Raw genomic sequence first — 25,930 nt, forward strand, 5'->3', positions numbered from 1 at the left:
CAATACGATTCGGGGCAGGAGGAGCCCCGATGAACCACCACACCGCCCCCAAGGGCCTGATCCGCGCCGAGAGCCCCTGCGGCACCACGCCGGGCTACATGCCCGGCTTCGGCAATGATTTCGAGACCGAGGCCCTGCCCGGCGCCCTGCCCCAGGGACAGAACAGCCCGCAGAAATGCGCCTATGGCCTTTATGCCGAACAGCTCTCAGGCACCGCCTTCACTGCGCCGCGCGGGCAGAACGAGCGCACCTGGTGCTATCGCATCCGTCCCTCGGTAAAGCACACCGGCCGTTTTAGCCGGATCGACCTGCCCTACTGGCAGACCGCGCCCAACGTGCAGCATGATCTCGCCTCGCTGGGCCAATACCGCTGGAATCCCCTGCCGCAGAGTGACGCGCCGCTGACCTGGCTGACCGGCATGCGCACCATGACCACCGCGGGCGACGTGAACACCCAGACCGGGATGGCCAGCCATGTCTACCTCGTGACCCGCCCGATGCAGGACGAGTACTTCTATTCCGCCGATGGCGAGTTGCTCGTCGTGCCGCAGGAGGGCCGGCTGCGCTTTGTCACCGAGCTGGGCGTGATCGAGGTGGAGCCGCGCGAGATCGCCCTGATCCCCCGCGGCCTCGTTTACCGGGTCGAGCTGCCCGAGGGCCCTGCCCGCGGTTTCGTCTGCGAGAACTACGGCGCCAAGTTCGACCTGCCCAACCGCGGCCCCATCGGGGCCAACTGCCTGGCCAACCCGCGCGATTTCAAGACGCCCGTCGCCGCCTTCGAGGACCGAGAGGCCCCCTCCCGTGTGATGATAAAGTGGTGCGGGCAGTTCCACGAAACCCAGATCGGCCACTCACCGCTGGATGTCGTCGCCTGGCACGGCAATTACGCCCCCTGCAAGTACGACCTGCGCGCCTATTCCCCCGTCGGCGCCGTGCTGTTCGATCACCCCGATCCCTCGATCTTCACCGTGCTCACCGCCCCCTCCGGGCTGGAGGGCACCGCCAACATCGATTTCGTGCTCTTCCGCGAACGCTGGATGGTGGCCGAACATTCCTTCCGTCCGCCCTGGTACCACAAGAACGTCATGTCCGAGCTGATGGGCAATATCCACGGCATCTACGATGCCAAGCCGCAGGGCTTTGCCCCCGGCGGGATGAGCCTGCACAACTGCATGCTGCCCCACGGCCCCGATCGCAACGCCTTCGAGCATGGCTCGAGTGAGCCGATGGAACCGGCCTTCCAGGACAACACCATGTCCTTCATGTTCGAGACGCGCTTCCCCCAGCACCTCACCCGATTTGCCGCACAGGAAGCGCCGCTGCAGGACGATTACATCGATTGCTGGCGCGACCTGGAGAAGAAGTTCGACGGCACGCCGGGGGTGAAATGCCCCTGATCCGCAGCCGCATTGCCGCCGCCAACGCGCCCGATTCCCCCTTTCCACTGAACAACCTGCCCTTCGGTGTCTTCTCGCTGGGCGATGCGCCCCGCTGCGGTGCCGCCATCGGCGACCAGGTGCTCGATCTGGCCGCGCTGCAGGCACAGGGCCTGTTGCCCCCCTGCGGGTTCGAGGAGCCGGCGCTGAACGCCTTCATGGCCCAGGGTCCCGCCCGCTGGGCCGAGGTACGCGCCACGCTCACCGCCCTGCTGGCCGAAGGGGCGCAGAGCGACCTCGGCGCGGCGCTCCATCCGATGGATTCCGTCACCCTGCACCTGCCCTTTCGCGTCAGCGAATACACCGACTTCTACGCCGGGCGTCAGCACGCCTACAACGTCGGCTGCATGTTCCGCGGCCCCGAGAATGCCCTGCCGCCGAACTGGCTGCACATGCCCATCGGCTACAATGGTCGCGCCTCCACCGTCGTGGTCTCGGGCACCGACATTCGCCGCCCACTGGGCCAGCGCAAGCCGCCCGGGGCCGATGCTCCGGATTTCGGGCCCTGCCGGCGGCTTGATTTCGAACTGGAGCTGGGGGCCGTCGTGGGCACCCCCACGGTGATGGGCGAGCGGCTCTCTGTCGATCAGGCGGATCAGGCGATCTTCGGCTACGTGCTACTGAACGACTGGTCCGCGCGCGATATCCAGGCCTGGGAATATCAGCCCCTCGGGCCGTTCCAGGCCAAGGCCTTCGCCACCACGATCAGCCCCTGGGTGGTCACGGCAGAGGCACTCTCTCCCTTCCGCTGCGCCACGCCGGCGCGAGAGGTGCCGCTGCTGCCGCATCTCGCCGACACCGGTCCGATGCTCTTCGACATCGACCTGTCGGTCAGCCTCTCGGCACGCGGCGAAACCGCCGAAGTCAGCCGCACGAACTACCGCGAAATGTACTATTCAGCGGCCCAGCAGCTTGCCCATCACAGCAGCTCGGGCTGCGCCATGCGTACGGGCGACCTGCTCGGTTCCGGCACGATCTCAGGGCCCGCGCCCGACAGTTTCGGCTCGCTGCTGGAACTGTCCTGGGGCGGCGAGCGCCCGCTGGATCTGCCCTTCGGACAGCGCAGCTTTCTCGAGGATGGCGATACCGTCACCCTCTCCGGGCATGCTGTGGGAGACGGCTATCGCATCGGTTTCGGCGATTGCACGGGGCGGATCCTGCCGGCGCTGCCCTCCCCTTAGGGCTTCAGCGGGGCGGGATGCACGAAGGGCCAGGGCGAGGCGTCGCCGCCCCTCGGCACCGGCACTTCGATCACCACCGGCGCCTCTGCGGCCAGCGCCTCCGTCAGGGCCGCGCGCAGCGCCTCCGGGTCCTCCGCCCGCAGGCCCTTCACCCCGAAACTCTCGGCCAGGGCCACGAAATCCGGGTTCTCCAGGTCCGAACCGATCAGCCGGTTGCCATAGCTCTGCTGCTGGTCCCGCCGCACGTTGCCATAGGCCCCGTTGTTGAAGACCACGGCCACCACGTTGATGCCGAACTGCCGTGCCGTGGCCAGCTCCTGCACGCCGAACATGAACCCGCCGTCACCCGAGACCGAAATCACCGCCTTGTCCGGATGCGCCACCTTGACCCCAAGCGCCGTGTTGAAGCCGAAGCCGAGATTGTCCTGATAGCCGCAGGTCACGTAGTGGCGCGGCGCATAGACCGGAAAGCACATGCGCGCGGTGAACCCCACCTGGCTCACCTCCTCGACGAAGAAGCCGCCGCGCGGCAGCACCTCGCGGATCACCCGCAGATACCCCTCCTGCGGCTGCACGCTCTTCAACGCCTCGGCCGCAGCCTGCCGCAGGCCTGCGCATTCCTCGGCGCGAGAGGGCCGCTCCAGTCCCTCAAGCGCCGCGATCAGCGCCCGCAGCCCCGCCTTGCTGTCTGTCACCATGCCGACGTCCGGCTTCAGCCGCACCATCTCGGTCGGGTCGATGTCGATCCGCAGGGTCTTCAGCCCCTCGGGCATCCAGCGCCAGCGGAAGTGCTGCAGCTCCAGCCGCGAGCCGACACCGATCAGAAGGTCGCAATCCTGCCAGTACTGCCAGGCGGCTGGTGGCAGCAGCGCGAGCGGATCGTCCTCCGGCAGCACGCCCTTGCCCTGTCGGTGCGCCGTCACCGGCGCCTGCAGCAGGCGCGCCAGCTCGGCCACCTCCGCCTCGGCGCCGATGGCGCCCGAGCCCAGCATGATCAGCGGTGTCTTCGCCGCCCGGAGCAGCGCGGCGGCGGCCTCGACCGCCTCCGGGTCGGGCAGCGGTGCGGCCTCGGGCGTGCTGGCCACCGGCACGGTCACCTCTGCCGCCATGCCAAAGACATCCCAGGGCGCCTCCACGCCCACTGGCCCCGGCCGACCCGAGAGCATCTTGCGAAATGCCTCGTCCATCACCGCAGCGGCCCCCGTCGGATGGGTGACCCGTTCGGCCCATTTGGTCAATCCACGCAGGGTGCCGAGGTGATCGGGCAGCTCGTGCAGCTGCCCGCGCCCCTGACCGATCAGGTTCGACATGATGTTGCCGGTGATGCAGAGCACCGGCGCGTTGGCGCCATAGGCCGTGCAGAGCGCCGCGCCCGAGTTCAACAGCCCGGGCCCCGGCACCACCGTGTAGGCGCCAACGCGCCCCGTCGAACGGGCATAGCCATAGGCCATGTAGCCGGCGCCCTGCTCGTGCCGCGTGTGGATGAAACGGATCTTGCCGGCCTGCCGCGCCACCGCATCGTTGAAATCGTACATATGCGCGCCGGGGATGCCAAAGAGCGTGTCCACTCCATTGGCAATCAGCGCCTCGGCCATCACTTCGCCGGTTGTCATGCGGGGCATGCCATCCTCCCTGTCGTCTGCCTTCGCGGCCTCCCCCGGCCGCATCGCGCAATCATTAACAGGTGAAATGACGGTCAGCCACTGCCAATCAGCGGGCCAGGTTCACGTCGCGCCAGAAGATCGGGGTCAGCAGGGTGAAGACCGTCAGCATTTCCAGCCGGCCCAGGTACATGCCCGCCGAGAGCACCACCTTCACCGGGTCGCTCAGCGAGGCAAAGTTCCCCGCCGGCCCGATGACGTTGCCCACGCCCGGGCCGACGTTGGCCAGCGCGGTCAGCGCGCCCGAGGTCGCGGTGTCGAGGTCAAGCCCGAGGAAGGTGAGGATGATCGACAACACCGAGAATGTCGCAGCGTAGAAGACGAAGAAGGCCACCACCCCGCTCAGCACGTCCGGCTCCACCCGGCGGCCCTCATAGCGCAGCACGCTGACGCTGTGCGGCGCGTGCACGCGCTTGATCTCGAGCTTCAGCGCCCGGAACAGCAGCACCCAGCGCATTGCCTTGATCCCGCCGGAGGTCGAACCGGTACAGCCCCCCACCGCCGTCAGCACGAAGAAGGCCACCACCGCGAAAAGACCCCATTGCAGGTAATCCGTCGTGGCATAGCCCGTGGTCGTGACCACCGAGATCACGTTGAAGGACACCAGCCGCAGCGCCGCCAGAGGCGACATGCCGTCGGTCGCGGTCAGCCAGAGGGTCAGCACGGTGATCACCGCCGTCAGGCTGAACAGCATGTAGCGGATCTGCTCGCTCTGGAAGACACCCCGGTTTATCGCCCGGATGTACCAGGCAAAGGGCAGCCCGCCCAGCAGCATGAAGAGCGTGCCCATCCATTGCAGGTAGCTGCTCTGGAAATGGCCGAAGGAGGCATCGTAGTTGGAATACCCCCCGGTCGAGAGGGTGGTCATCGCATGGGTGATCGCGTCAAAGACGCTCATGCCGCCGGCCAGGTAGGCAAAGCCGCAGATCACCATCAGCCCGAGATAGACCTTCAGCGTGGCCGAGGCGAACCGCGCCGCGTTGCTCAGCTCCTTTTCGCCCTGGTCCGAGCTTTCGGTGCGAAACAGCTGCATGCCGCCGACCTTCAGGATCGGCAGCAGGGCAATGCCCGTCACGATGAACCCCACGCCGCCCACCGCCTGAAGGATGGCACGCCACATCAGGATGCCATGCGGTGTGCTGTCGAGGCCGCTCATCACCGTCGAGCCCGTCGTGGTGATGCCCGACATCGCCTCGAAGAGCGCGTCCACGGGCGAGAGCCCCGTCAGGTAGAGCGGCACGCCCCCCGCCAGCCCCGCCGTAACCCAGACCGAGGAGGTCAGCAGGAAGGCATGCAGGCGGTTGACGTTGTCCAGCCGCGAGGAGGTCGCGATCGCCAGGCTCAACCCGATGAATCCGGTCAGGATGCCGGCCATGGCAAAGGCGGCCGCGGTGGCCTGGAAGATCAGAGCGTCCAGCAGCATCAGCGCCGCGAAGAACAGCAGCACCATGCCATTGACGTAGATGACGAAGTTCAACGCATGTGCCCTGTGGCTGTCCCGTTTGGTCGCTGTGCATCCCCTCCGGCCACGGGCCGCGCGGGCACCGCCAGAGACCGGCAAGTTGATCCGTCAATATACCCGCCGTGCGCGGCGGGCAATCACTACGGCACCGCGCGGCCCCGGCGCGCAGGCGGATGCCTGCGGAAACGCGAAACGGGCGCGCCCTTCGGCACGCCCGCTGATCACTGATGCATCCGTCGAAACGGCCGTCAGGCGGCTTCGGTCACCTGCTCGGCCCATTCCCACGGGCGGGTGTAATTGCCCAGCAGGTGCACCACCTTCTGCTCGTCCACACCGCCTGTCCGCTTCAGGCGGGCGGTCAGGCCGCGCTTCTTGTCGTCCACCACCTCGACCACCTCGACGGCCAGCCCCGCGTTGGCCAGTGCCGCGTTGTAGACGCGCTTGATCGCCATCTTGCGCAGGTCCGGCTTGAAGATCTTGCCCACCGCCGTCTTCGGCAGCTCCGGCAGGATCTCGATGTACTTCGGGATCGCCGCGCGTTCGTCCACGTGCACCTTGCAATGGGCCAGCAGTTCGTCGACGGTCACCTGGCCGCCCTCGACCAGCTCGACATAGGCACAGGGCAGCTCGCCCGTGCGCGCATCCGGCTGGCCGATGGCCCCGGCAAAGGCCACGGCGGAATGGCTCAGCAGCGCATCCTCGATCATCGCGGGGTCGATGTTGTGGCCGCCGCGGATGATCAGGTCCTTGGCGCGTCCTGTGATGAACAGGTAGCCATCCGCATCCAGCCGCCCAAGGTCGCCGGTCCGCAGGTAACGGTCGTAATGGAACAGCTCGTGGTTCTTGTCGGCCTCGGTATAGGTCGAGCCGGGGTAGACGCCGGGGTTGGCCACGCAGATCTCGCCCACCTCGTCGATGCCGCATTCATGCGGTTCGCCGCCGTTGGGGTTTGCCCGCAGGATGCGCACGTCGGTATAGGGCAGCGGCACGCCGACCGAGCCCACCTTGCGCGTGCCGTCCGGCGGGTTGCAGGACACCAGGCAGGTCGCCTCGGTCAGGCCGTAGCCCTCGATCACCCGCACGCCGGCGGCCTTCTCGAAGCGCGTGAACAGTTCCTGCGGCAGCGGCGCCGAACCCGAGAAGGCCAGCTTGACCGTCGACAGGTCGGCATCCACGGCGCGCTGCATCAGCACCGAGATCGCCGTGGGCACGGCCGTGATGAAGGTGATCTTCCAGCGCTCGCAGAGCTTCCAGAAGTTGTCGAACACCCCGTCACCGCGATAGCCGGCCGGCGTCGGCAGCACCAGGTGCGCGCCAGAGGCAGCCGCCCCCATCGCCATCACCTGACAGGCAAAAACGTGGAACATCGGCAACGGGCACATGATGTTGTCGTCATCGCCGAACAACAGCGTGGCGCCCAGCCAGCCGTTGTAGACGATCCCCGACAGCAGGTGGCGCGCCACCTTGGGCATCCCCGTGGTGCCCCCGGTATGGAACAGCGCGCCCACCCGGTCGGTCTGCGGATCCTCGAAGGTCAGCGTCGCGGGCCGGCGCGCCATCTCGGCCCCCAGGTCCAGCACCCTTGCGTGATGCTTGTGCGTATCGCGCGGCCGGATCAGGCTCACCAGCCAGCTCTTCGGCGCGGTAAGGTAGCGGTTCAGGTCCACTTCCAGCACGGTCTTGACGCCGGGCGCCATGGCCACGGCCTCGGCGGTCTTCTGCGCCACGTCGCTCTTCGGGAAGGGCTTCAGCGTCACCACGACCTTGGCACCGGTCTCGCGCAGGATCGAGGCGATCTTCTCCGGCTCGAGCAGCGGGTTGATCGGGTTGACCACCCCGGCCGTCATGCCGCCAAAGATCGTCACGGCCATCTCGGTGCAGTTCGGCATCACCAGGGCGACCACGTCGTTCTCGCCCACACCAAGGTCGCGGAACAGGTTCGCGGCCTGGCAGACCTTGCCGTGGAATTGGCTCCAGGTCAGTGTTTCGGCAGGGTCGATCGGCCGTGCCAGCAGCTGGAAGGTGATCGCATTGTTGTTCGGAAAACGCTCGGCCGTGCGCCGCACCATCTCGTAGACGGAACTCGGCACGCTCCTTTCTTCCCAGGGCATCTCGCTCTGAAGCTTCAGCGTGTCGGAAACGCCGGCAAAACTCATGGTTTCTCCTCCCATGTATGTCGTCACACGCGTGAAACGCGGTGTTGCGCAGGTTTTGCCTTGCACGCCCAAATGGCAAGTATGACGCTGCGTATTTCCATATGGGTGCATCGGACGACCGACGCACCTCATTCAGACACAAAAACCGCCCGCTGGCAATTTCCACGAGCGAGAAGTTTTTCCGACGCAAGCCTCTGGATTGCGGGGCGAAATGCAATCTTCCCACCGCTTCGCTGCGGACCAGCCGCGCAATTTTGAATGATTATTCCAGCATCCCCGGGCCAGTCCCTGCCGCGACGGCACCGGCTCCGCGACGTTGCGGCACGACGGCGCTCCTCCCGCCGGGGGGGGCGACGCCGGGTCCGCTCCGGGCCCGGATAAGGCCCGGATCAGGCTCGGATCGGGATCAGGCCGCCACGGCCCCGTCGGTGAACTGCAGGCGCGCCAGCCGGGCATAGAGGCCACCCTCCGCCACCAGCTCCTCGTGGGTGCCCTGGGCAACGATGCGGCCATGCTCCATCACCAGGATCCGGTCGGCCTTCTTCACGGTGGCCAGGCGGTGCGCGATGATGATCGTCGTGCGCCCCTCCGCCACCGTATCGATGGCTTCCTGCACCAGCCGCTCGCTCTCTGCATCAAGCGCGCTCGTCGCCTCGTCCAGCAACAGCACCGGCGCGTCGCGCAGGATCGCCCGCGCAATGGCGATGCGCTGTTTCTGTCCGCCCGAGAGCATCACCCCGCGCTCACCCACCGGGCTGTCATAGCCCTCCGGCAGCGCCTCGATGAAATCATGTGCGGCGGCGGCGCGGGCCGCGGCCTCGACCTCCTCGTCGCTGGCACCGGGCCAGCCGAAGCGGATGTTCTCCCGCGCCGTGTCGGCAAAGATCACCGGGTCCTGGGGCACCATGGCGACAGAGCGGCGGAAGGCCGGCCGCGCCATGCTGGTCAGGTCGACCCCATCCAGCAGCACCCGCCCCGCCGTGGGGTCGTAGAAACGCAGGATCATCTGCATGATCGTCGTCTTGCCCGCCCCCGAGGGGCCCACCACAGCGACCGTCTCGCCCGGGTTCAGCGTCACGCTCAGCCCGTCCAGCGCCGGCACCGATGGCCGTGAAGGGTAATAGAAGGTGACGTCCTCGAAGGTGATCTCGCCGCGCACCGGCGCCGGCGGATCGACCGGGCGCTCCGGATCCTGAACGCTGTCCTGGATCTTCAACAGCTCGATCAGCCGCTCGGTCGCCCCGGCGGCGCGCTGCAGCTCGCCCCAGATTTCTGACAACGCCGCCACGGCCCCCGCCACCATCACAGCGTAGATCACGAATTGCACCAGCGCCCCGGTGCTCATCACGCCGAGGCGCACATCGTTCGCCCCGATCCACAGCACGCCCACGATGCCGCCGAAGATCAGGAAGATCACGATGGCCGTCATCAGCCCGCGGGTATTGATCCGCCGCACGGCAGAGCGGTAGCTCGTCTCGGTCACCTCGTCAAAGGCCGCGCGCGTGCGCCCCTCGTTGGTAAAGGCCTGCACCGTCTGCACCGAGAGCAGCGCCTCGCTGGCATTGCCCGAAGAGGCCGCGATCCAGTCCTGGTTCTCGCGGCTCAGCTTGCGCAGACGCCGGCCCAGTACCAGGATCGGAATGATCACCAGCGGCACGATCAGCAGGGTCATCCCCGTCAGCTTGGCCGAGGTCAGCAACATCATCACCATGCCGCCGGCAAAGATCAGTAGGTTGCGCAGCGCGATCGACACCGAGGACCCGATCACCGACTGGATCAGCGTCGTGTCCGTTGTGATCCGGCTCAGCACCTCGCCGGTCATCGTCGTCTCGTAGAACGCCGGGCTCATCCCGATCACCCGGCCGAACACCGCCTTGCGGATATCGGCCACCACCCGGTCGCCCAGGCGGGTCACCAGCATGTAGCGGGCCGCCGTGCCCACCGCGAGCAGCGCCGCGATCCCGATGGCTGCGGCAAAGTAGCGATCCAGCAGCACGACGCTGTCCGTGTTGAAATTGTCGATCACCCGGCGCACCGCGATCGGCAGGATCAGCGAGACGCAGGCGGTCAGGATCAGGGCCAGAAGCGCGCCGACGACCATCCCCTTGTAAGGCCTCAGGAACGGCCAGAGATCTCCCAAGGCGCCTACCTTGCGAGAGGTCTCGCGTTCAAGTGCTGCACTGTCGGTTGCGGGTCGTCTGGCCAAGAAATGCTCTCCTTCAGGGGCTGAGGCTACATGAACCGCAGATCCCGCAGGGTCAAGGGAATGCCCCCAATTGCCGGCAAAACGATCACGCGCTCTTGAACGCCCCCTTCCCGGCAGCCATGGCAGGGCACGCCCCTTGACGCCTCCCTGCGACAAATCGTTTCTATACACACAACCCGCAGGATTGAGCCGGGCGCCATTCCATGGCTTTCTGGCACAACCCTTTCAGGCAACGGCAGGATCCCCGTGACACCCGTGCGCAAGACGCTCTCGTTCACCCTCAATGGCCGCCCGGTCACGCTCGATGTCGATCCCGCGCGCAGCCTGCTCGATGTGCTGCGCCAGGATTGTGCCACGACCGGCCCGAAATACGGCTGCGGCCTGGCGCAATGCGGCGCCTGCACAGTGCTGGTGGACGGAGCCCCGGCCCGAGCCTGCGTGCTTCGCGCGACCAGGGTCGCCGAGCGCGAGATCACCACCCTCGAAGGGCTCGCCGATCCCGAAACCGGCGCCCTATCCGCCGTTCAGCAGGGCTTCCTCGACCGCGAGGGCGCGCAATGCGGCTATTGCCTCAACGGCATGGTGATGCAGGCCACAGCGCTTCTCGCGCGCAATGCCGCCCCCACCGAGGCCGAGGTCCGCGACGCCCTGCGCCACAACCTCTGCCGCTGCGGCACCCATCAGGAAATCGTGGCCTCCGTCCTGCGCGCCGCCGACCTGATGCAGGAACGGGCCAATGACTGACTGCCCCCTTTCATCTTTCCCGAAATACTCCCGCCGGAGGCGGTTGCCACAGGTCCGCCCCGCATGACGCTGACGATCCGCCACGACGGCGCCCCCTACCTGACCCTGTCCCCCGAGGGGCACGCCACCGGCTTCAACGGCCATGTCGATCTCGGTACTGGCATCCAGACGGCCCTGGCCCAGATCGTGGCCGAAGAGCTCGATCTGCCGCTTGCCCGCGTCTCGATCGAGCTCGGCCACACCGCCACCACGCCCGATCAGGGCCCGACGATCGCCTCGGAAACCATCCAGATCACCGCGCGCCCCCTGCGTCTTGCTGCCGCGCAGGCCCGCCTCTGGCTGCTGGATCAGGCCGCGCTCCGCCTCAATGCGCCTGTGGCCGAGCTGACGACCACCGACGGCGCCGTGCACCACGGAGATCAGGCTCTGCCCTATGCCGCGCTCCTCGCCGCGCCCGTCGACCTCGCGCTGGACACGGCCACCCCGGTCAAGGATCCCGCCAGCTATCACACCGTGGGCCGGCGCACGGGCCGCACCGACCTGCCCTCGAAACTCACCGCCGAACACACCTATATTCAGGACGTCCGACTGCCCGGCATGGTCCACGGCCATGTCATCCGCCCGCCCTACGCCGGGCGCGACTGCGGCGCCTTCATCGGCCACAGCCTGCGCGGCTACGACGAAAGCGCCGTCGCCGACATGGAGGGCTTCCTTGCCGTGGTGCACGAGGGCGATTTCCTCGCCGTGCTGGCCGAAGCCCCCCATCAGGCGCAGCGGATCGCCGAGGCCCTGCCCGTCGACTGGCGCCTGCCCGAGCCCCTGTCAGCTCACATGACCAATTCCGCCGATCCGGTCAGGGCAATCAAGGAACAGCCTGCAACCCCGCGTCTCTGCGATGAAAAAGGCGATATCGCCAGCGCGCTCGAGGCCTGCGAAACCCGGCTCGACCGCACCTATGTCTGGCCCTGGCACATGCACGGCGCCATCGGCCCGTCCTGCGCGCTGGCCGATTGGAACGAGGGCTCGCCCATCGTCTGGTCCGGCACCCAGAACCCGCACATGCTGCGCGGTGATCTGGCCCAGCTCATGGATCTGCCCGCCGAACGGATCGAGGTGCGCCGCCATCAGGCCGCCGGCTGTTTCGGCCGCAACTGCGCCGATGACGTGGCCGGCGACGCGCTGCTGCTGTCACGTGCCTGCGGCCGTCCGGTCAGCGTCCAGCTGACCCGCCAGCAGGAAATGATGTGGGAGCCGAAGGGCGCGGCCCAGGTGATGGAGATTTCCGGCGGCCTCGACACGGACCGCGCTTTTCACGCCTACCGCTTCGACACTTGGTATCCCTCCAACCGCGGGCCGAACCTCGCCCTGCTGCTGACGGGCCGCATCTCGCCCGAGCCCCGGCCCTCCGACATGGGCGACCGCACGATCATCCCGCCCTACCGGGTGCCCAACACCCGCATCACCGTGCATGACATGGCGCCCATCGTGCGCGCCGCCTGGCTGCGCGGCGTCTCGGCCCTGCCCAATACCTTCGCGCATGAAAGCTACGTCGACGAACTGGCCGCAGAGGCCGGCGAGGATCCGGTGGCCTTTCGCCTGCGCCACATGGACGACCCCCGTCAGGCCGACCTGGTGCGCCGCACCGCCGAACAGGCTGGCTGGGAGCATCGCACCGCCCCCCGCCTGTCGCGCGATGGCCGCATGGCCTATGGCCAGGGCTTCGCCTTTGCCACCTACGTGCACGGCACCTTCCCCGGTGTCGCCGCCGCGGCGGCCGCATGGGTCGTCGATGTCGCCGTCGACATGCAGACCGGCGAGGTCACCCTGTCGCGGGTCTTCGTCGGCCAGGACCAGGGCCTCGTCATCAACCCCGACGGCGTGCGCCAGCAGATCCACGGCAACGTCATCCAGACCGCCAGCCGCACTCTGCAGGAGAGCGTCTCCTTCGACGAGATCCGCGTGACGGACCAGAGTTGGGCCACCTATCCCACCGCGACCTTCCCGCAGATCCCCAAGATCGAGACGCTTCTGGTCGAACGCCCCGAGGATCCGCCCCTCGGCGTCGGAGAGAGCGCCGCAGTGCCCGCCGCCGCCGCCATTGCCAACGCGATCTTCGATGCCACCGGCGTGCGCATGCGCGCCGCGCCCTTCACGCCGGAAAAGATGCGCGATGCCCTCGGCATCCGCCCCCATGAGGAAGCACCTGCCGCCCTGCCCGGCCCCGCGCCCGCCCGGCGAAAGGGCCTGCTCGCCGGAATGCTCGGCGTCACGGCCGCGCTCGGCCTCGGCGCGCTCGCCTTCCCGATGGCCCGCGCCATCGCCCCCGCCACGCCACCCGCCGCCGCAACCTTCTCGGCCGGGACGCTGGCCCGAGGCGAGCAGCTCTTCGCCCTCGGCAACTGCAGCTCCTGCCACACTGCCGAGGGGGGCCTGACCGATGCCGGCGGCAAGCCCATCGAGACTCCCTTCGGCACGGTCTACTCCACCAACCTCACGCCGGATCCCGAAACCGGCCTGGGCCGCTGGAGCTATGCCGCCTTTGCCCGCGCCATGCGCAAGGGGATCAGCCGCGATGGCCACAACCTCTTCCCGGCCTTCCCCTATACTTCCTTCGCCAGGATGTCGGAGGACGACCTCTACGCTCTCTACGCGCATCTCCAGACCCTCCCCGCGACGGTGTCGCCCACTCCGAAGGCGGCGATGGACCTGCCCCGCCCAGCCCTCATGGCCTGGAACCAGCTCTACAACCGTTCCGGCCCGCTATCCGTGATCCCGGGCCAGAGCGCCGAGTGGAACCGCGGGCGCTACCTTGTCGAGAGCGTTGGCCATTGCTCGGCCTGCCACACGCCCCGCACCGCCCTTGGTGGCGAAGACGCGCAGGCGCCCTACGGCGGGGCGATGATCCGCGACTGGTATGCGCCGCCGCTCGCGGGCAGCGGCACCGGATGGGATGCGGCCACGCTCACGCGGTATCTCGCCAGTGGCAGCGCGCCGGGCCTCTCCGCCGCCTCCGGCCCCATGGCCGAGGTCATCGCCGGCACCTCCCAACTGCCCGAAAGCGACCTGGCCGCCATGGCGACCTACCTCACCACCCTCGGCCGCGCGCCTGCCACGGCGCCGGAACAGGCTGCCCCCATGCCGGGCCGCATCCACCGGATCTACGAAAACGCCTGCGCCAGCTGCCATGAACCGGCCATCGCCGATACCTTCACTGCCGCCCAGGCGCCCCTCGGCCTCTCGCCCGCCCTGCGCGCGCCCACAGCCGAGACCGCCGAAACCGTCATCCGCGACGGCCTGCTGGCGCCCGACGGCACCACGCTCCGCGACATGCCCGGCTTCGGACGCGAGCTGTCGCAGGCCGACATCGCCGCCCTCGCCCGCTACCTGCGCACCCGATACGCCCCCGACCTGCCGGCCTGGAACTAGAGCGCGCGCAGCGCCCCCGCGACGGCAGCGATGTCGTCGCTGCTGGTCAGATAGCTTGCCGACAGCCGACAGACCGGCGCCTCCATTGCCAGCGGCCCATAGGCGGTCGCGATGGGGTTCGCCGTGATCCCCTGCCCGCGCAGCTGCGCGACGCTCTCGAACGGGTCCAGCCGCGCATGGGTGAAGGTGGTGATATGGGTCTCCGGCGCGCCGGTCTCGCAGAGCGTCACCTCCGGCACCGAGGCTATCGCCTCGCGCAGCGCCGTCACCCGGTCCAGCGTCTCCTCGCGGATCGCCTCGACGCCCAGAGCCCGGGCAAGCGCCACCGCCGCCCCCAGCCCCAGGATCGGCGCATAGGCAAACTCGTTGCTCTCGAACCGTCCGGCATCGGTGCGCAGCACCGGCGCGCCCTCGGCCCAGCCGCTCGCCCGCACGTTCAGCCCCTTCGGCACCAGATCCGGCAGGATCCCCTCGCGCACGAAGAGCAGCCCGGTGCCCTTTGGCCCGCGCAACAGCTTGCGCCCCGGAAAGGCCAGCACGTCACAGCCCAGCGCACCCACGTCGCAGGGCTGCATGCCCACCGCCTGTGCCCCGTCCAGGAAATAGGGCACGCCCGCCGCCCGGGCGATCCGCCCGACCTCGGCGGCGGGTTCCAGGATGCCCAGATGCGCCGGCGCCCAGGTCAGCACGATCAGACGCACCCGCCCATCGATCATCGCCTCCAGCGCCTTAAGATCCACGCGTCCGTCAATGCCCGCCGGGATCACTTCCAGCGTCGCGCCCGCCCTTGCGCAATCCTGCGCCAGCGTCATGACGTTGCCGCCCCACTCGTGGCGCCCCACCAGCACCCTATCCCCCGGCGCAAGGCGCGGCAGCGCCGCATAGGCCGCGTTCCAGGCCTGTGACGAACCGGACAGCAAGGCGATCTCGCCCGCTCCCGCCCCGATCAGATCGGCCAGCGCCGCTCGGGTTTCCTCCACCATCGGCCCCGCGGCCAGTCCCGCCTCGTGCGGTGCCAGCTCTGCCTCGCGGTGCAGATGCCCCTCCATCGCGGCCAGCACCGCCCGCGGCACAAGCCCGCTGCTGGCGGCATTGAAATGAATGACCTCCGGCAGCGCCGGCGTTTCCGCTCTCAGGGCGTCGATATCCATGGAAAACTCCTGTCTCTCTGTCCGGCGAAGACTGTCCGGGGAAATCCGGCGTTGGGGCCCTGCGGCCCGCTCTCCGGGCTCAATCCTTCAGGGTGAACCGCTCGAAGGGCGCCCGGCAGGGCGGCCCGTCGGTGGCCCAGAAAATTCCGTTCGTCAGGTCCATCGCCACGGAAGTAACGGTGCAGCCCTGCATCTCCGACGCAACTTTCGGATCCGGATGCTGGCAGACCGAGTTCGGCCGCGAGAAATGATCGCTCATCGCCGCTTCGACCACCTCCATGTCGATCGCCCCCGCCGCCTTGCGCAGGGCCCGGCGCACCCGGTGCGGCCGGAACAGCGAAGAGGGCGTCAGCCGCTCGAAGTTCGAGCTCACGCTCTTTTCCGCCTCGAGGTGGTTTGCATGGGTCACCACGCCCGCCTCGTCCGGGTACATGTAGGCACAGCGCTCCCGCGTGGCCTCGATGTCGATGATCTCGCCGTCGCCGTGCCCCAGCATGAAATTCGTGCTGCAGGTCCGGTTGGTGGCGATGATCGCGCGAATGGCCTCCGACAGCCGGTCCGCCTCCATGACCTGCGCACAGCGCACGTGGGTCGGCGTGCGCGGCGCCCCCAGCCCCTCGTCCTCGGCGATCAGCCCCGACAGGCACAGGCCGAGGCCGGCCGAGTTCAGCGCCATCTTGCAGCCCACGATCCCCGCCTCGGTAAAGCCGATGTAGTCGGGCAGCCCCGCTTCGGCGCGGCGCACCCGCTTCACCACGCATTGCCCCAGCAGCCCGGCCAGCCAGTCCCAGTTCTGGCCCATCATGCAGCTGCCATTGCCCGTGGCCTCGGGCATCACCCCCCATAGCGTGCAGCCCTCCTGTTCCGGCAGGTCGCCCTCGTCGCCGGAAATCCGCTGCGCGTCGCGGGCATAGACCGCATAGGTGATCTCGTAGCGCGCGTTCAGCACCGTCAGTTCGGTCACCGACAGGCCGGCGCCTGCGGCGATCCCGGCCATCTCGGCGTAGTAGGCCGGGCTGTCGTCCTTCATGAAGGCAGCCCATTTCTCTGCCTCCTCCAGCACCAGCGCCCGCGGGCTGCCGCTCATCTCGAAGCGTCGGAAATAAGTCTCGAGGTTGCTGCGGATCGCGCCCTGCAGCACCAGCCCCTGCGCCCGCCCTGCCTCGTCCGGGTCCGCGCCAAGCTCCAGAAACGGCAAACTGCCCATGGCCCATACTCTCCTGTCGTCATTGTGGTCTTTTCCGGCAGGCTAGGCGCGCGCCCTGCACACGGCAAGGCAAAGGCACGTTGCCCCTGAGGTCCTTGCCCTGCGCGCCGCGGCGACTCGCCCGTCGGCGCCCTGCGCTGCCTTCCGCCTTTGCCCTGCTCGGGATCATCCACGGTGCCTGCCACGGCGCCTGCCTCGGTGCCTGCTACGGTGCCGAATTTATAGTCACCGAAACGCCTTTTCCGCGAATTCCATCCCTGCACGTGCCAGAAATTTCTTGCCAGGTCGGGGAGCGATCTGCGTTACTTCAATAATCACGTAACTTTTCCACCAATACGGGAGAGCCCATGCCACGTCCCTCGATCGCCATCATCGGAGCCGGTGCCATCGGGTCCATGCTCGCCGCGAAACTGGCGCTTGGCGGCTCGGACGTGACGCTGGTGGCACGGGGCGCGCGCCTCGAGGAGATCCAGGCGAATGGCCTGCGCATCCGCGACCTGGGCGGCGAGGCCACAGTCTCCGTCCCGTCGCAGCTCAGGGTGACCGACAGGCTCACCACACCAGTCAGCGTGATGTTCCTCTGCGTAAAGGGCCCCGCGATCGAGGCCGCCCTCGCGGGCAATCTCGCGGGCCTCGGCTCCGACACCCGCGTGGTGCCCCTGGTCAACGGGATCCCCTGGTGGTTCTTTGATGACCTCGGGCACCCGGTCTACGCGGTCGATCCGCACGGCGCGCTCTTCGAGATGGTCGACTTCGATCAGATCGTCGGCTCGGTCACGATGATGACCGCCGGTTTCGCCGATGACGGCACCGTCGTCTCCACCATCCCGCACAAGCTCGCCCTCGGCCCAACCACGCCCAACGGCCCCCGTCCCGTCGATCTCGCCGACGAGATCACCGCCGCCGGCATCGAGCTCGACCGCGCGGACTACGTCCGCCCGCTGGTCTGGGAAAAGCTCGCCCTCAACGCCTCCACGAACCCGCTCTCCGCCCTCACCGGGCTGACGCTGGAGGAGATCGCGGCCGATCCCGAACAGCTCGACCGGGCCATGGCCGTCGCCGTAGAGATCGAGACCCTCGCCGCCGCCTGGGGCGCCGAGATCGACATCGCGCGCCACATGCCGGGCAAGCTCGCCAAGGCCGGTCCGTTCCGCACCTCGATGCTGCAGGACGCCGAGGCCGGCCGCCCGCTGGAGCTTGCGCCGATCTGCGATGCGCCGCTCGAACTGGGCGAGGCCCGCAATGTCGCCATGCCCGAAACCGCCCGTCTGGTCGCCGACCTGCGCGCCCATCTGCCCGGGCAAACCGAACCCCGCCACCGTGCACCGCTGCAAGGAGCCGCCTCATGAACGCCCCGACGAAACCCATGGCCGAGATGACCGAAGCCGAGCTGCGGGTGCAGCTGGCAGATTTCTACCACCTCGTCAGCTACCTCGGCTGGACCGAGCTGATCTTCAACCACATCTCGGTGCGCCTGCCCGGCGATGATCACGCCTATCTCGTCAACCCGATGGGCCTGCACTACGACGAGGTCACCCCGGAAAACCTCCTGGTGGTGGGCGTCGACGGCAAGCTCAAGCGCGAGAGCGAGTACAGGCCCAACCCGGCCGGCTTCGCCCTGCACGGCGTGATCCACGAACACCGCCCCGACGTGGGCTGCGTGGTGCACACCCACACCACCCCGGTCTCCGCCATCACCATGAAGGGCTACGGCATCGACCATAACTCCTTCTACGGCGCCCAGCTCTACGGCCGCGTGGCCTACCATGCCTTCGAGGGCATCACGATCTACGACGAGGAGCGCGAGCGCATGCTCAACTCCCTCGGCGACAAGCACGTGCTGGTCCTGAAGAACCACGGCGTCGCCTGCATGGAGGCCGACATCCCGCTCACCTTCTTCCTGCTCTGGACCTTCCAGCGCGCGGCAGAGATCCAGTGCGCCGCCGCCTCGATCCCCGGCCCCGACAGCCAGCTGCCGGAAGAGATCAAGCAGAAATGCGCCGCCGACGCCCAGCGCCTGAAGGAAAGCGCCTCCTTCGCCACGCTCCTCTTCGACGCCATGGTGCGCAAGATGAAGCGCGAAGTGCCGATGTTCGCCTGAGACCGGAGATGACACAGGATCCGCTCACCCCCTCCGCCGCCGCGGCCATGACCCTCGCGCTCGATCTCGGGCGCGCCACGGGCCCCAGCGTCGCGGTCAAGGAATGCCTGGCCATCGCCGGGCTGCCCACCCGCGCCGGCTCCGCCGCCTTCGAGAACGCCCCCCCGGCCGAGGCCAACGCCGCCGCGGTGCAGGCCCTGCTCGATTCCGGCTGCCACATCACCGGCCGCGCCAACATGCACGAACTGGCCTTCGGCATGACCGGCGCCAACGGGCACACCGGCACGCCGGAAAACCCCCGCTGGCCGGATCGCATCCCGGGCGGGTCCTCCTCCGGCTCTGCCGCCCTCGTCGCGGCCGGCGCGGTTGATTTCGCCGTGGGCACCGATACCGGCGGCTCGATCCGTCAGCCCGCCGCCTGCTGCGGCATCTACGGCTTCAAGCCGACCTTCGGGCGGATTTCCCGTGCGGGGGCCCTGCCCGTGGGCTCCTCGCTCGACTGCATCGGCCCCTTCGCCCGCAGCGCCGAAATGATCACCCGCGCCATGGCCGCGCTCGATCCGACCTTCACGCCCGAACCCTGCGCCGACCGGCCCGCGATCACCGTCGTCCGCCCCGATGCGGCGCCCGAAATCCTTGCCGCCTTCGATGCCGCCACCGCGGCCCTCGGCCTCGCCCGCTCGGCCGACCTGCCCTGGATGGACGAGGCCTTTGCCGCCGGCATGACCGTCATCAATGCCGAGATCGCCACCGAGTTCGGTGCCCTGGCCGCCTCCAATGCCACCCTCGGTGCCGATGTCCGGGGCCGCATCCTCAAGGCCCGCGCCACCACAGCGGCTCAGCTGGCCGAGGCCGAGAAGGTGCGCGAGAGCTTCACCGCCGCCACCGACGCGCTGCTGACCCATTGCGACGTTCTGCTGATGCCCACCCTGCCCGTCGTGCCCCCGACCTGGGCCGAGGCGCAGGACCCGATGAACATCCTGCCGCTCACCCGTTTCGTGCGGCCCTTCAACCTCTCGGGCCACCCGGCCCTCACCATTCCGGTCCTCACCGCTGGCGGTCTCCCCGCCGGGCTGCAGATCGTCGGCGCCAAGGGGGCCGATGCCCGCATCTGCGCCATCGGCGAATGGATCGCCGCCACACTGGCCGACGCCGGCCTGCCCGTACCCACCGGACCGTCCGAAAAGGAGACCGCATGACCTCGCTCGCCCTTGCCGAGGCCGGCGCACCAGCCGCCGCCGCCACCCTCCCCGAGGTGCTGGAGGACATCCGCACCCGCCGCGCCGAGTTCGAAAAACTGGCCCATGTGCCGCGCGACATGGTCGCCAAGCTGCAGCAGATCGGCTGCTACCGTGCCTTCGTCCCCGAACGTTTTGGCGGTGACGCCCTCTCGCCGGCACAGTTCCTGCGCCTGATCGAGGCGATTTCCACCGCCGATGCCTCCACCGGCTGGGTCGCCTCCTTCGGCGTCTCCTCCACCTATCTCGCGGCCCTGCCGCCAGAGACCTTTGCCGCCATCTACGGCACCGACCCCGACACCGTCTTTGCCGGCGCGATGTTCCCGCCGCAAAAGGCCCTGCGCGAGGGCGACAAGCTGCGCGTTTCGGGCCGCTGGCCCTATGGCTCGGGCTCCATGGGCGCCTCGCTCATCGGCGTCGGCATCAAGATCGAGGGCGAGAGCACACCGCTGCCCCGCTCGGCCATCCTGCCCGCCGATCAGGTCACCATCGACCAGACCTGGGACACAATCGGCCTGCGCGCCACCGGCTCCCACGACATCGTCGTCGAGGACAAGCTCGTCGATATCGACTGGACCTTCATCCGCGGCGGCAAGCCGAACCTCGACGATCCGATCTTCCGCTTTCCGGCCATGGCGCTGGCGGCGGCGGTCCTCTCCGTCGTGGCCCTCGGCGCCGCCCGCGAGGCGCTCGACTGGCTGCGGACCGACGCGGCACAGCGCGCCTCGATCACCGGCGCGCCCAACCCCGGCGCCCGTCCCTACGTCCAGTCCGACTATGCCAAGGCCGACGCCAAGCTCGGCGGCGCCCGGGCGCATTTCTACGACATGGTCGAAAAGGGCTGGGACGAGATGCTGACGGAGGGAGAGGTTTCGCCCGAGACCCGCGTCGCCCTGCGCCTCGCCTCGACCCAGGCGGCCCACGAGGGCGCAGAGGCCGCGCGCATGGCCTTCACCATGGGGGGCTCCGGCGCAATGCTGGCCGGCCACACCCTCGGCCGCTGCATGGTCGATGCCGCCTGCGTCGCCCAGCACGCCTTCATGAACACCGGCACATGGACCGCCGCCGGCGCCGCCATGTTCGGCGAACAAACCCCTCCGGGCTATCCCTGAGGGAAACGCGAAATCCGGGGCGCCGCTGCCAGCCCCGCCCGAAAGGGCCGCACCGGCCCTTTTTGCTGCACTGCAGTACCGACGTAATACCGACGTGATACCGACGCGATACCGAAGCCGGTTTTCAGCCGATTTTCCGCACCGCGGCACGCCGGGCATCAGAACCGCAAACAGGGAAGAAAGATCCGATGACCACTGCTCCTCTCCGCACCCTCCTGTGCTTCAACAACCACCCCACGTTCTTCTCGCTGCCCTTCGATCAGATCGGCCCGGTCTGGAAGGCCACCCAAGAGCTGATGTCCGGCATCGCCAAGCTGGATGGCGTTGAAATCGTTGGCACATTCGACGACGACCAAACGCTCGTCGGGGCCACGCAGGGCTTCCCCTACACCTGGTACATCATGGCCGACTTCCCCAACCGCGAGACCGTTCAGGCCGCCTGCAACCTGCTGCGCACCATCGTCGTGGGCGAAGGCAACGACCGGCTGTGGAAGTACATGACCGTCGAGGCCCGCATGGGCCGCGCCCTTGAGATCCCCGATCTCTGATCCGCGCAAATATCTGAAAAATATTGGCTTTTCGGATGTTTGAGAGGTCCCCCCGGCGACATCCTACAGGATCTCGCCGGGCTGGGACTTGCAGCCGAAGGGGCGACAGGCGCATAGATGACCTGCCGTGATCCGATGCCCACAGCCTTCAAGACCGAGCTTCCCATGACCGTGACACCCACCACCACCGATATCGCCACCTTCCGCGAAGGCATGTCGCGCCTCGGTGCGGCGATCACCATCCTTACCACCGACGGCCCCGCCGGCCGCCACGGCATGACGGCTTCGGCCGTCTGCTCCGTCACCGACACGCCGCCGACGCTGCTCGTCTGTGTCAACCAGTCCAGCCGCAGCCACGATATCTTCGTTGAAAATCAAGTGATTGCCGTCAACGTTCTGGGTGGAGCGCACCAGGATCTCTGCAAGCAGTTCTCCTCGCGCCAGCCCGAAGACCGCTTCGCCACTGCCAGCTGGCGCAAGATGGCCACCGGCGCGCCGCTCCTCGCGGATGCCTCCGTGGCCTTCGACTGCCGCATCACCGACAGTTCTGCCGTGGGCTCGCATACCGTCTTCTTCTGCCAGGTCGAGGCCATGGAGCTCGGCCAAGGTCAGGCGGAGTCCCTGATATGGTTCGGCCGCGATTTCCACCACCTGATCGGCGAAGACACACCGCCCCGGCAGTAACGCAGACAGTCCAGGCAGGCAGACCCTCAGAACTCACCCAGGCGATGAAAAACACGTTCCATCAATCCGTTAAGCACCCGCTGCTCTTCGGCGCTCATCTCGCCGAAGCTGGCCTGGTAGACCTTGTCGGCAATGGCACGCGCCTCCTTGCGGCGGTCATCGCCGAGCGGCGTCAGCGCCACCTCGGTGACCCTCGCGTCACCCGGGCGCGGGCGGGTTGTGACCAGTTCGTCGCCCACCATCCGCTGGATGATCTTGGTCGCCGTGTTCAGCTTGATGATGCAGAAATCCGAGATCTGGCTGACGCTCAGGTGCTCGTCTTCGTAAAGAGACATCAGCACGCGCCAGCGCGGCACGTCCAACCCGATGGGCTTCAGCCGCTTTTCCATTGCCATGAAGTAGCGTGCCGAGGTGCGGGTGATCCAGTAATAGGGCCAGTCCTGCTTGCGGAAGCGCCCCTCCGCGTCCGCCATACCATCGGGAAGGTTGCTCATGTTGCCTCTTTTCTCGCCCATTCCGTAGTGCGCTTCGTTCAACCAAGGGGTCAGATGCCAAGTTGAACTGACAAATGGCGCAAAACAGAAGAATGTTCACGTGATCATTCCGATAATTCTCGAATCCAAACAGCAACTCAACAGGGAAAACAAGATGCTGCTCAAGAAGACGACGATGACCGCACTCGCGTGTCTCGCCCTGGCCAGTCCGGCCGCGGCACAGACGACGCTGACCGTGTCGAACTGGCTGCCCCCGTCGCACCCTCTAGTCTCCGAAGTGATTGTTCCGATGACGGAACAGATCAAGGAAGCCACCGGTGGCGAGGTCGTGGCAAACATCCTGCCCGCACCGCTCGGGCCGCCCGCCGCGCAATTCGACTTTGCCGTCAATGGAGTAGCCGACATCACCTTCGGTGTGCAGGGCTATTCACCGGGCCGCTTCAAGACCACCAACATCGCGGAACTGCCCTTCCTCGGAGACAGCGCCGTTGCCAACTCGGTGGCCTACTACCGCGTCTGGGACGAAATGCTTAAGGACGCCGGCGAATATGACGACGTCAAGGTCCTGGCCGTCTTCACCCATGGCCCCGGCGAGATCTTCCTGCAGGACGGCGACGTGACCTCTGCCGACGTGCTCGACGGCCAGAAGCTGCGTGTCGGCGGCGGCATCGTTCGCGAAGTGGCGACCGAGCTTGGTGCCGTGCCGGTCGAAGGCCCTTCCTCCAAAGCCTACGAGCTGCTGTCGCAGGGTGTGGCCGACGGGATCCTCTTCCCCTACGAGTCGGTCAACTTCTTTGGCCTGATCCCGCAGCTCTCCGAAGGCATCAAGGTGCCCGGCGGCCTCTACAACACCTCGTTCTACATCGTCATGAACAAGGCCAAGTGGGAGAGCCTGACCCCCGAGCAGCAGGAGGAGATCGACGGCGTGACCGGAGAGGCCCTGGCCCGCATGGCCGGCGAGATGTGGGATGCCGCCGATGCCAAGGGGATCGCCGCCATGGACGGCAAGATCACCCTCACCGACGCCACACCGGAACAGCTCGATGCCTGGAAGACTGCGCTGCAGCCGATCGTCGACAAGAGTCTGGCCGAAGTTGCCGAGACCGGCATCGACGTTGATGCGGCCGTCGCCAAGTTCAAGGAAGAGATCTCCAACGTCGAGGCGGGCAACTGATGCCTTCCGAACCGGCAGATCATTTTGCCAAGGGCCCGGAGGCGTCTACGTCTCCGGGTCCCCGACATCATGCCTGGCCTCGTCAGGTTCTGTCCGGGATCTGCGGCATCCTCCTTCTCGCAATGATGACCCTTACGGTCGTCGACGTGATCGGGCGCTATTTCCTGAACTCACCCCTGATCGGCGCAACCGAACTGACCGAACTGCTGTTGATCTCGGTGATCTTCATCGGCCTGCCGGCCGTGTGCCTCGACGACGAGCACGTCACCGTCGACCTGCTGACATCGCTGATGCCGGCCTGGATCCACCCCTGGCGGAAGGCCGTGCTCGCGCTCGTTTCGGCTGTCATGCTTTCGGTCATCGCCTGGCGGCTCTGGATCTACGGCAGTCAGATTGCAGGCTATCATGGCGTCACCAATTCCCTGCGCGTTCCCGTCGCCCCGGTGGCCTGGATGTGCTCGGCCTGCGCCTGGGTCTCAGTCCTGATCACCCTTTACGTTGCAGCGCGGGACCTGCTGCGCTCCCTGCGGTCCTGAACCGGGAAACGAACCAATGTCACTCCTGTCCTCCTGGCCTGTCGGCATGGCCTTTCTGTTTGCTTTGCTGCTGGTCGGCATGCCGATCTCGATCGCGCTCACGTTGATCGGCCTGCTGGGCACAGCCTCCATCATCGGCTTCTCGCCCGCCCTCTCCCTCCTCGGCACGACCTTCTTCGACGAGGGCCGGAACTATTCTCTTTCCGTGCTCCCGCTCTTCCTGATGATGGGCAACTTCGTGGTCCAGTCCGGCATCGCCAAGGACCTCTACGAGGCAGCCCATGCCTGGCTGCGGCATCGCAAGGGAGGCCTCGCCCTGGCCACCGTGATCGCCTGTGGCGGATTTTCCTCTGTCTGCGGCTCCTCGATGGCCACAGCCGCCACGATGAGCCGGATCGCCCTGCCCTCCATGCGCCGCTTCGGCTATCCCGACGACCTCTCGACGGCCTCGATCGCGGCTGGCGGCACGCTCGGCATCCTGATCCCGCCTTCGGTGATCCTGGTGTTCTACGGCATCATGACCCAGCAGGACATCGGCAAGCTCTTCCTTGCCGGGATCATCCCCGGCTTGCTTGGCATCATCGGCTATTCGATCGCCGTCGCCATCTCGGTCAAGATGAAGGGCCTCGACATGCCCACAGAGGAGAAACTGCCGCTTTCCGAGCGCCTTGGCGCGTTGAAGGGGACACTCGGTGCGATGATCCTCTTCATTTTCGTCATGGGCGGGATCTACTTCGGCGTTTTCACCCCGACGGAAAGTGCAGGCATGGGAGCCGCGGGGGCCCTGCTTCTCACCGTCATCTCGGGCAAGTTCTCGGTCCGGACGACCTTCGCCACGCTCTTCGACGCGGCAAAGACGACCGCCATGATGTTCTTCATCCTCTTCGGCGCCCTGACCTTCACCAACTACGTGAACTTCTCGGGCATGACCGCCGACATTCAGGCCTTTGTCACGTTCTTCGGGACCAGCCCGACGGCCGTGATCCTGACGATCCTGGTGATCTACCTCGTTCTTGGCTGCGTGCTCGAAGGCTTGTCGATGATCATGCTGACCGTGCCGATCTTCTACCCCGTGGTCGCAGGCCTAGGCTTTGACCTGATCTGGTTCGGCGTCTTCGTCGTCGTGATCACCGAGATTAGCTACATCACGCCCCCTGTCGGCATGAATGCCTTCGTGCTGCGCTCGGTGGTAAAGGACGTGGAACTGAAGACGATCTTCTCCGGGCTGTTGCCCTTCGTGGCCATGGATATCGTGCGGATCGCCCTTCTGATCGCCGTGCCGGCACTGGTACTCTTCCTGCCGAACAGCATGTGAGGGGCGGGCAGTAATGCCAATGGAAAGGGCGTCCCAAGCGGACGCCTTTCCTGCTTCACCCATGCGGCAGGCGACGGCCACGCATTTTCATTTTGTCC

General features: G+C 67.3%; 20 protein-coding genes. 13 read left to right on the forward strand and 7 right to left on the reverse strand.

Features of this window, described 5'->3' with window-relative positions; translation table 11 throughout:
* Positions 1–29: 29 nt before the first annotated feature.
* Together hmgA and fahA are read left to right on the forward strand one after the other, a co-directional pair.
* A complete protein-coding gene (gene hmgA, locus AC0WR5_RS14295; RefSeq protein ID WP_475864087.1) occupies positions 30–1,397 on the forward strand; it encodes a homogentisate 1,2-dioxygenase in 1,368 nt (455 codons plus the stop codon).
* The gene (fahA, locus tag AC0WR5_RS14300) at positions 1,388–2,617 is read left to right on the forward strand and encodes a fumarylacetoacetase (RefSeq protein ID WP_475864088.1); all 1,230 of its coding nucleotides are present in this window, start codon (positions 1,388–1,390) and stop codon (positions 2,615–2,617) included. Before hmgA ends, fahA begins: the two co-directional genes overlap by 10 nt.
* On the opposite strand, the gene AC0WR5_RS14305 is transcribed toward fahA, so the two are convergent.
* From AC0WR5_RS14305 to AC0WR5_RS14320, 4 genes are all read right to left on the reverse strand, one after another.
* Entirely contained in the window at positions 2,614–4,239 is a 1,626-nt protein-coding gene (locus AC0WR5_RS14305; protein ID WP_475864090.1) for a thiamine pyrophosphate-dependent enzyme, read from the reverse strand. The two genes, fahA and AC0WR5_RS14305, sit on opposite strands and share 4 nt — an antisense overlap.
* Before the next feature lie 88 nt (positions 4,240–4,327).
* Positions 4,328–5,755: a TrkH family potassium uptake protein gene (locus tag AC0WR5_RS14310; protein ID WP_475864091.1), complete on the reverse strand. Its 1,428-nt coding sequence runs from the start codon at positions 5,753–5,755 to the stop codon at positions 4,328–4,330.
* Between the two features lie 233 nt (positions 5,756–5,988).
* The gene (locus AC0WR5_RS14315; RefSeq protein ID WP_475864092.1) at positions 5,989–7,896 is read right to left on the reverse strand and encodes an acyl-CoA synthetase; all 1,908 of its coding nucleotides are present in this window, start codon (positions 7,894–7,896) and stop codon (positions 5,989–5,991) included.
* Between the two features lie 406 nt (positions 7,897–8,302).
* Positions 8,303–10,102: an ABC transporter transmembrane domain-containing protein gene (locus AC0WR5_RS14320; protein WP_475864093.1), complete on the reverse strand. Its 1,800-nt coding sequence runs from the start codon at positions 10,100–10,102 to the stop codon at positions 8,303–8,305.
* 246 nt (positions 10,103–10,348) lie between these two features.
* On the opposite strand from AC0WR5_RS14320, the gene AC0WR5_RS14325 reads away from it, so the two are divergent.
* Both AC0WR5_RS14325 and AC0WR5_RS14330 read left to right on the forward strand, forming a co-directional pair.
* Positions 10,349–10,846 (forward strand): (2Fe-2S)-binding protein, encoded by a 498-nt coding sequence (locus AC0WR5_RS14325; protein WP_475864094.1) that lies wholly within the window; start codon positions 10,349–10,351, stop codon positions 10,844–10,846.
* A gap of 63 nt (positions 10,847–10,909) precedes the next feature.
* Positions 10,910–14,272 (forward strand): molybdopterin cofactor-binding domain-containing protein, encoded by a 3,363-nt coding sequence (locus AC0WR5_RS14330; protein ID WP_475864095.1) that lies wholly within the window; start codon positions 10,910–10,912, stop codon positions 14,270–14,272.
* Here AC0WR5_RS14330 and AC0WR5_RS14335 read toward each other — a convergent pair.
* Both AC0WR5_RS14335 and AC0WR5_RS14340 read right to left on the reverse strand, forming a co-directional pair.
* Positions 14,269–15,423 carry an aminotransferase class V-fold PLP-dependent enzyme gene (locus AC0WR5_RS14335; RefSeq protein ID WP_475864097.1) on the reverse strand — a complete coding sequence of 385 codons (1,155 nt, stop codon included), beginning with the start codon at positions 15,421–15,423 and terminating at the stop codon, positions 14,269–14,271. The two genes, AC0WR5_RS14330 and AC0WR5_RS14335, sit on opposite strands and share 4 nt — an antisense overlap.
* A gap of 79 nt (positions 15,424–15,502) precedes the next feature.
* Positions 15,503–16,630 (reverse strand): C45 family autoproteolytic acyltransferase/hydolase, encoded by a 1,128-nt coding sequence (locus AC0WR5_RS14340; protein WP_475864099.1) that lies wholly within the window; start codon positions 16,628–16,630, stop codon positions 15,503–15,505.
* 347 nt (positions 16,631–16,977) lie between these two features.
* Here AC0WR5_RS14340 and AC0WR5_RS14345 point away from each other — a divergent pair, with 347 nt between their 5' ends.
* The 6 genes from AC0WR5_RS14345 to AC0WR5_RS14370 all read left to right on the forward strand — a co-directional run bounded on the left by AC0WR5_RS14345 (position 16,978) and on the right by AC0WR5_RS14370 (position 22,313).
* Positions 16,978–17,979 (forward strand): ketopantoate reductase family protein, encoded by a 1,002-nt coding sequence (locus tag AC0WR5_RS14345; RefSeq protein WP_475864101.1) that lies wholly within the window; start codon positions 16,978–16,980, stop codon positions 17,977–17,979.
* A complete protein-coding gene (locus AC0WR5_RS14350; RefSeq protein WP_475864103.1) occupies positions 17,976–18,731 on the forward strand; it encodes a class II aldolase/adducin family protein in 756 nt (251 codons plus the stop codon). Before AC0WR5_RS14345 ends, AC0WR5_RS14350 begins: the two co-directional genes overlap by 4 nt.
* 8 nt (positions 18,732–18,739) lie before the next feature.
* Positions 18,740–19,930, forward strand: coding sequence for an amidase (locus AC0WR5_RS14355; protein WP_475864104.1), 1,191 nt, complete (start codon positions 18,740–18,742; stop codon positions 19,928–19,930).
* Positions 19,927–21,081, forward strand: a complete 1,155-nt coding sequence (locus AC0WR5_RS14360; RefSeq protein WP_475864106.1) for an acyl-CoA dehydrogenase family protein — start codon at positions 19,927–19,929, stop codon at positions 21,079–21,081. The genes AC0WR5_RS14355 and AC0WR5_RS14360 overlap by 4 nt, the downstream gene beginning before the upstream one ends.
* 188 nt (positions 21,082–21,269) lie before the next feature.
* Positions 21,270–21,629, forward strand: a complete 360-nt coding sequence (locus AC0WR5_RS14365; protein ID WP_475864108.1) for a hypothetical protein — start codon at positions 21,270–21,272, stop codon at positions 21,627–21,629.
* A gap of 117 nt (positions 21,630–21,746) precedes the next feature.
* Entirely contained in the window at positions 21,747–22,313 is a 567-nt protein-coding gene (locus AC0WR5_RS14370) for a flavin reductase (RefSeq protein WP_475864110.1), read from the forward strand.
* 26 nt (positions 22,314–22,339) lie between these two features.
* Here the strand turns inward: AC0WR5_RS14370 and AC0WR5_RS14375 are convergent, their stop codons facing one another.
* Positions 22,340–22,807: a MarR family winged helix-turn-helix transcriptional regulator gene (locus AC0WR5_RS14375; protein WP_475864111.1), complete on the reverse strand. Its 468-nt coding sequence runs from the start codon at positions 22,805–22,807 to the stop codon at positions 22,340–22,342.
* Between the two features lie 154 nt (positions 22,808–22,961).
* Here AC0WR5_RS14375 and AC0WR5_RS14380 point away from each other — a divergent pair, with 154 nt between their 5' ends.
* From AC0WR5_RS14380 to AC0WR5_RS14390, 3 genes are all read left to right on the forward strand, one after another.
* Positions 22,962–23,981: a TRAP transporter substrate-binding protein gene (locus AC0WR5_RS14380; RefSeq protein ID WP_475864112.1), complete on the forward strand. Its 1,020-nt coding sequence runs from the start codon at positions 22,962–22,964 to the stop codon at positions 23,979–23,981.
* Positions 23,982–24,103: 122 nt separating this feature from the next.
* A complete protein-coding gene (locus AC0WR5_RS14385; protein WP_475864114.1) occupies positions 24,104–24,517 on the forward strand; it encodes a TRAP transporter small permease in 414 nt (137 codons plus the stop codon).
* A 25-nt stretch (positions 24,518–24,542) separates the two neighbouring features.
* Positions 24,543–25,832 (forward strand): TRAP transporter large permease, encoded by a 1,290-nt coding sequence (locus tag AC0WR5_RS14390; protein WP_475869028.1) that lies wholly within the window; start codon positions 24,543–24,545, stop codon positions 25,830–25,832.
* Positions 25,833–25,930: the final 98 nt, after the last annotated feature.

This window comes from Pseudooceanicola sp. DL12 (assembly GCF_056270665.1).

What these genes read in the sequence shown, in the direction of transcription:
- hmgA (WP_475864087.1), top strand. Translation starts at nt 30, where the DNA reads ATGAACCACCACACCGCCCCCAAGGGCCTGATCCGCGCCGAGAGCCCC.
- fahA (WP_475864088.1), top strand. Translation starts at nt 1,388, where the DNA reads ATGCCCCTGATCCGCAGCCGCATTGCCGCCGCCAACGCGCCCGATTCC.
- AC0WR5_RS14305 (WP_475864090.1), bottom strand. Translation starts at nt 4,239, where the DNA reads ATGCCCCGCATGACAACCGGCGAAGTGATGGCCGAGGCGCTGATTGCC.
- AC0WR5_RS14315 (WP_475864092.1), bottom strand. Translation starts at nt 7,896, where the DNA reads ATGAGTTTTGCCGGCGTTTCCGACACGCTGAAGCTTCAGAGCGAGATG.
- AC0WR5_RS14330 (WP_475864095.1), top strand. Translation starts at nt 10,910, where the DNA reads ATGACGCTGACGATCCGCCACGACGGCGCCCCCTACCTGACCCTGTCC.
- AC0WR5_RS14335 (WP_475864097.1), bottom strand. Translation starts at nt 15,423, where the DNA reads ATGGATATCGACGCCCTGAGAGCGGAAACGCCGGCGCTGCCGGAGGTC.
- AC0WR5_RS14340 (WP_475864099.1), bottom strand. Translation starts at nt 16,630, where the DNA reads ATGGGCAGTTTGCCGTTTCTGGAGCTTGGCGCGGACCCGGACGAGGCA.
- AC0WR5_RS14345 (WP_475864101.1), top strand. Translation starts at nt 16,978, where the DNA reads ATGCCACGTCCCTCGATCGCCATCATCGGAGCCGGTGCCATCGGGTCC.
- AC0WR5_RS14350 (WP_475864103.1), top strand. Translation starts at nt 17,976, where the DNA reads ATGAACGCCCCGACGAAACCCATGGCCGAGATGACCGAAGCCGAGCTG.
- AC0WR5_RS14355 (WP_475864104.1), top strand. Translation starts at nt 18,740, where the DNA reads ATGACACAGGATCCGCTCACCCCCTCCGCCGCCGCGGCCATGACCCTC.
- AC0WR5_RS14360 (WP_475864106.1), top strand. Translation starts at nt 19,927, where the DNA reads ATGACCTCGCTCGCCCTTGCCGAGGCCGGCGCACCAGCCGCCGCCGCC.
- AC0WR5_RS14365 (WP_475864108.1), top strand. Translation starts at nt 21,270, where the DNA reads ATGACCACTGCTCCTCTCCGCACCCTCCTGTGCTTCAACAACCACCCC.
- AC0WR5_RS14370 (WP_475864110.1), top strand. Translation starts at nt 21,747, where the DNA reads ATGACCTGCCGTGATCCGATGCCCACAGCCTTCAAGACCGAGCTTCCC.
- AC0WR5_RS14375 (WP_475864111.1), bottom strand. Translation starts at nt 22,807, where the DNA reads ATGAGCAACCTTCCCGATGGTATGGCGGACGCGGAGGGGCGCTTCCGC.
- AC0WR5_RS14380 (WP_475864112.1), top strand. Translation starts at nt 22,962, where the DNA reads ATGCTGCTCAAGAAGACGACGATGACCGCACTCGCGTGTCTCGCCCTG.
- AC0WR5_RS14385 (WP_475864114.1), top strand. Translation starts at nt 24,104, where the DNA reads ATGATGACCCTTACGGTCGTCGACGTGATCGGGCGCTATTTCCTGAAC.